The organism is Clostridium sp. LS, assembly GCF_002760435.1.
Classification (GTDB): Bacteria; Bacillota; Clostridia; order Clostridiales; family Clostridiaceae; genus Clostridium.
The window spans coordinates 1-4,835 of the sequence record NZ_AUUU01000081.1; the positions used below are offsets into that span (position 1 = coordinate 1).

At 30.2% G+C, this 4,835-nt stretch carries 3 protein-coding genes; all 3 read left to right on the forward strand.

Going from position 1 to position 4,835, the window contains the following annotated elements; genetic code table 11:
- The first annotated feature begins 317 nt into the window (after positions 1-317).
- Genes COL3_RS18070 through COL3_RS18080 form a run of 3 tightly spaced genes read left to right on the forward strand, consistent with a single transcriptional unit; the run spans position 318 to position 4,775 of the window.
- Positions 318-1,253, forward strand: a complete 936-nt coding sequence (locus tag COL3_RS18070; protein ID WP_008423475.1) for a MoxR family ATPase — start codon at positions 318-320, stop codon at positions 1,251-1,253.
- Positions 1,254-1,273: 20 nt separating this feature from the next.
- Positions 1,274-2,446 (forward strand): DUF58 domain-containing protein, encoded by a 1,173-nt coding sequence (locus tag COL3_RS18075; RefSeq protein ID WP_008423476.1) that lies wholly within the window; start codon positions 1,274-1,276, stop codon positions 2,444-2,446.
- Positions 2,436-4,775 carry a transglutaminase domain-containing protein gene (locus COL3_RS18080; RefSeq protein WP_008423477.1) on the forward strand — a complete coding sequence of 780 codons (2,340 nt, stop codon included), beginning with the start codon at positions 2,436-2,438 and terminating at the stop codon, positions 4,773-4,775. The genes COL3_RS18075 and COL3_RS18080 overlap by 11 nt, the downstream gene beginning before the upstream one ends.
- The last annotated feature ends 60 nt before the right edge of the window (positions 4,776-4,835 follow it).

Genomic DNA, 4,835 nt, shown 5'->3' on the forward strand with positions numbered 1-4,835 from the left:
CCGAAAAGGAGCATCGCTCCTGATTAAAATTTAATCATTTTGCGACACTCCCTTTTTTTATTTATTCATTGTTATTTACTTTTTAGTAAAAGTTCCAAAAGATGTTTTAAGAATTTGAGCAGCATTGACATTAATATAGTGGAATGATACCCTAAAAATATATAAGTTCCATATAATTGAATAATTATATTAATTTTACGTTTTATAAGTAATATGGTACTAAATTTATTTTGTTTTACAATATGTTATGGTAACTTAAGCAGAAAAATATATTATAAATTAATATTTTTGGCTAAATCATTTAGGGGGCATGGATAATGGAAAGATATAAAAGTGTAGATAAAATTATTTCAAATATTGAAAAGGTTATAGTAGGGAAAAGAGACGTAATTAATATGGTTATGGTTGCTATTTTGTCAGAAGGTCATGTATTACTAGAAGATGTCCCTGGAACTGGAAAAACTACTTTTGCTAAAACTTTAGCTAAGACTATTGGCTGTGGATTTAATCGTATTCAATTTACTCCTGATACATTACCAAGTGATGTAACAGGCGTTTCTGTATATAACATGCAAAAAGGAACCTTTGAATTTGTAAAAGGGAGCGTAATGAACCATGTCGTTTTGGTAGATGAAATTAATAGAGCCTCACCAAAGACGCAAGCAAGTTTGCTAGAAGCCATGGCAGAGAGGCAAGTTACGGTGGATGGGAATACTTATGTTTTGCCTAGACCATTCATGGTAATAGCTACTCAGAATAGTATTGATAGCATTGGTACATACCATCTTCCAGAAGCGCAGTTAGACCGTTTTTTTATGAAATTATCCATGGGATATCCCAATAAAGATGAAGAGAAGAGGATGGTGGATAAATTTCTTTCAAATAGAAAGTGGAGAGAAGTAAATTCTATTTCTGATGAACTTGAAATATGCGGAATGCAGGATGAGGTAACGAAAGTTGAGATTCATGAAGACTTAATTGAATATATTTTAAAGATCACACAAACTAGTAGAAATAATGATGATATTACATTAGGGATAAGCCCAAGAGCAACTTTGGATTGGATTAGAGGATCTCAGGCAATGGCTTATTGTAGACAAAGGGAATATGTTATACCAGATGATGTGATAGAAGTATTTGAACCGATTATAGCACATAGAATTCTTCTTTCTTCAGAAGCAAGGATGAAGGGAATTTCCGTAGAAAGAGTTTTATCTGATATAAGAGAAATGATTAGAATACCTATATTGTAGAGGGTAGGAGGAATCATAAAATGAAGAAAAATTGGATTATTTCAGTTATTCTAATTATCGCAAGTGGAGTTCTAGTAAGTAATTATGGCGGAACAATCCCTTATGCCTTATTTTATTTTTCTATCCTTATACCGATAACATCATTCATATATATTGTGATTGTATGGGATCGTTTTAGGTTTTCACAGGTTACAGGAAAGAGAGTATTAGTAAAGGGAGAACCTGTAGATTATCTTTTTAGTTTAGAAAATCAAGATCAGTTTATTTATAGTGGAATAAAGGCTTACTTTTTTCATGATAATTCTTATATTGTTGGCATTAATGAAATGAAAGAATTCTGCCTTATGCCTGGAGAAAGAGAGGAAGTCAAAACAAATCTATGCTGCCGATATCGTGGAAGATATTTTGTGGGAGTTAAATATTTTGTGATTACTGATTATTTGCACTTATTCAATATTGCTTACGAAGTACCATCACAGCTGCCTGTTACAGTATTACCAAGGATTGTTGAGTGGAAAGATTCAGATGTAATAGATGAAGATAAAGATGAAAAAAATACTATTTCTTCAATGAGGGAAGAGGAACAGATAGATATACAAGTAAGACAATATGTTACAGGAGATCCAATGAGACAAGTACATTGGAAACTATCTGCTAAAGCAGGAAAGCTAATGACTAGAATTCATCATGCAAGTGTAAAACTTGAAGTTATGATTATAATGGATTTAAGTCCAATAGGCATTGGTGAAGAGGACAAGCTATTGTTGGAAGATGGTATCATTGAGGAAACATTAGCAGCTGCAAATTATTGTTATAAGAAGAAAATACCTTGTTTTGTTTGCTTTGAGCAAAATGGTTACAATAGATTACCTATTCAAACTATAAATGAATGGGATGAATTTTATATGTTATGCGCAAAGTTTTCATTTATAGGAAATATGCCAAGTTATGAATTATGTGAAACGAGTAAACAATGGCTGAAAACTGTGAAACATGCTATTATTATTACTCATGAATTAAATATTAAACTTTATAATATATTAAAGTCTTCATATACAGGTATAGAGGTATGTATTCTTCTAATTATAAGTGCATTGGGCGAAAAAGAAAAAAAAAGAATAGAGTTTTTCGAAGAAAAGGGGGTTACAGTTCGACTAATCACTTTTAGGAAGGATGGGAAAATTGGAAATTAGAATAAAAACCGAAATAATATCAGAATTATACATGTTTATAAGAGAATTTTCTATTACAATGTTAATCTTATATGGTATCTTTAAATCCTTAGGTTGGGAAATTCCATTTTTTTATTTGTTCCTAATTTCATTGTTAATTGTTGTAATTACAGGAATTTTAAGTGATTTTCAAATAAAAAAGATGTTCTTTGGAATTCTAGCTATATTTATTGTAATAATATTGTTGGTAATGGTAATTCTTTTTAAAATAAAAATTTTGTTATTCCTCCAAAACGCCTTTCATTGGAATTACGAATACTTTAAAGGGGTAGGAGAATTTAATTTACCTTATTCAATGGTAACTGTTTTTATATTATCTTTAATTATAATTAAAATTGTAAGATATATGGAGAAGTATATAATTTTAAAAGTGATTATGGCATTGGTTTTACTAGTGTTTATGATTATATGTGGAATGAATAATATACAATGGAATGCTATATTAACAGGAATGATGTTATTTTGCTGCTTTGATATTATAGTCGAAGCTTATTTGGTTAAAGCAGGAGGTATGACAAGGTATACTGAAGCATGTTTAGCTCCATTTATTGCAGCAGCTGTATTCTTAGCAATATGTTTCCCTTCAGATAAGCAACCAATAAAGTGGTCATGGGCAAACTACACCATTAATAGTATAAAAGATAATGTTCAGGATCTTATATACAACATAGAGCAGTTTGGAAATGAAGAAAAAAATGAATTTGATGTAAAGAGGGCAGGGTTTTCGGAAGAAGGAACTAATTCTTTTGGAAAGTTAATTGATGAGAAGGAACGAAATATGTTTTTTCTTTCAACAAAGAGTAATATAAGAATAAGGTATTTGAATGGATTAATACTTGATACTTATACAGGAAGTCAATGGAAAAAGGATCAAAATAGTTATGATAGCTATGTTGAAGAATATAAAATGGATTTGTATGAGAAACTATATAATTTATATCATACTGATTTAATGAAGACTCCTGATGAATATTTTGCAAAGAAGATAAGTTATAAAATACGATTTGATAAACTTGAGACCAAAACTGTTTTTAGGCCAGAAAATAGTTTTTCTATAGAAAGTGATGAAAATAGAGAGAGTAATCAAATTGGGGACAATGTATATTTCGCTGATAAGGGAAAGAAAGGAGATTCATATGATGTATCTGCTGTAATTATGAATATGGATAATAAGAATCTTAAGCAATATATAAGAGGACTTATTAAAAATGATGATTACTATAAGCAAATGCAGGTTGGAAAAGGTAATTTTGAGGGAAGTTTATTTAAAGAGTCAATTAATGCATTTAATTTAAGTGAAGATCAGGTGAAATATATTACCTCAAATGATTTTAGAGAATATCTATTTGAAAGAAGTAAAAGAATAAAAGAGGAGTACCTACAAATCCCCAAAGAAACACCAGAAAGAGTTCGTGAACTGGCAGAAGATATAACCAAGGACTGTACGAATCAATATGATAAAGCAGAAGCTATATGCGAATATTTAAAAGACAATTATGATTATTCGACTAAAATTGATCAGCTTCCAGAAGGAAAGGATGCAGTAGATTATTTCTTATTTGAACAAAAGCAAGGCTATTGTATTTATTTTGCTAGTGCCATGGCAATTATGTGTAGATATTTAGATATTCCAACAAGATATGTAGAAGGTGTAACCTTAGATTATAGTGAAAATGACGAAGAATGGTATAAAGTCAAAACAAAGTCAGCGCATGTGTGGACAGAAATTTATATTGAAGGTTTTGGATGGATTCGGATGGATCCAACACCTGGCTCTTATGATAATGCAATAAATTGGTCAGTTAATAACGGAGGTTGGCAGGAGCACATTAATTCAGATAATAAGTCAACTGAGAAAATTAAAGTTTCTGCAAAAGAAGATGAATTGCAGACATTAGAAGATAATAGTTTTGATAGAATATTATTATGGATAAAACATTTATTTATAGGATTAGCTCTTTCAGTAATTATTGTTTTACTTGGAATAGGAACGTTTAAATGGAATAAAAAAAGGATATATAAAAAATCCAGCAATCGAGAAAAAGTCTTTATATGTATGAGAAAGATTATCTTAAATCTTGAGAAGCAAGGGTATGGAATAAAAGAAGGAGAGACATTAAAAGAGTTTAAAGAAAGATTAGAAAAGGATGAAACTTTTGATAATCTTGATATTATTAAATTACTTGATTGCTTTCAAAATATCCGGTATAGCAGTAAAAATGTTACTGACGAAGAAGTTTATTTGGCTGAGCGTCTACTTGTATTAAATAAGGCACAATCAAAAAAATAACAAGTCCATCTGCCAAGCCTATTTTCCATCATCAAAGGAGGTTAAATTGCATGCGCAATT

Excerpts from the sequence above, each read along its gene's own strand:
- COL3_RS18070 (WP_008423475.1), top strand. The coding sequence starts at position 318 with ATGGAAAGATATAAAAGTGTAGATAAAATTATTTCAAATATTGAAAAG.
- COL3_RS18075 (WP_008423476.1), top strand. The coding sequence starts at position 1,274 with ATGAAGAAAAATTGGATTATTTCAGTTATTCTAATTATCGCAAGTGGA.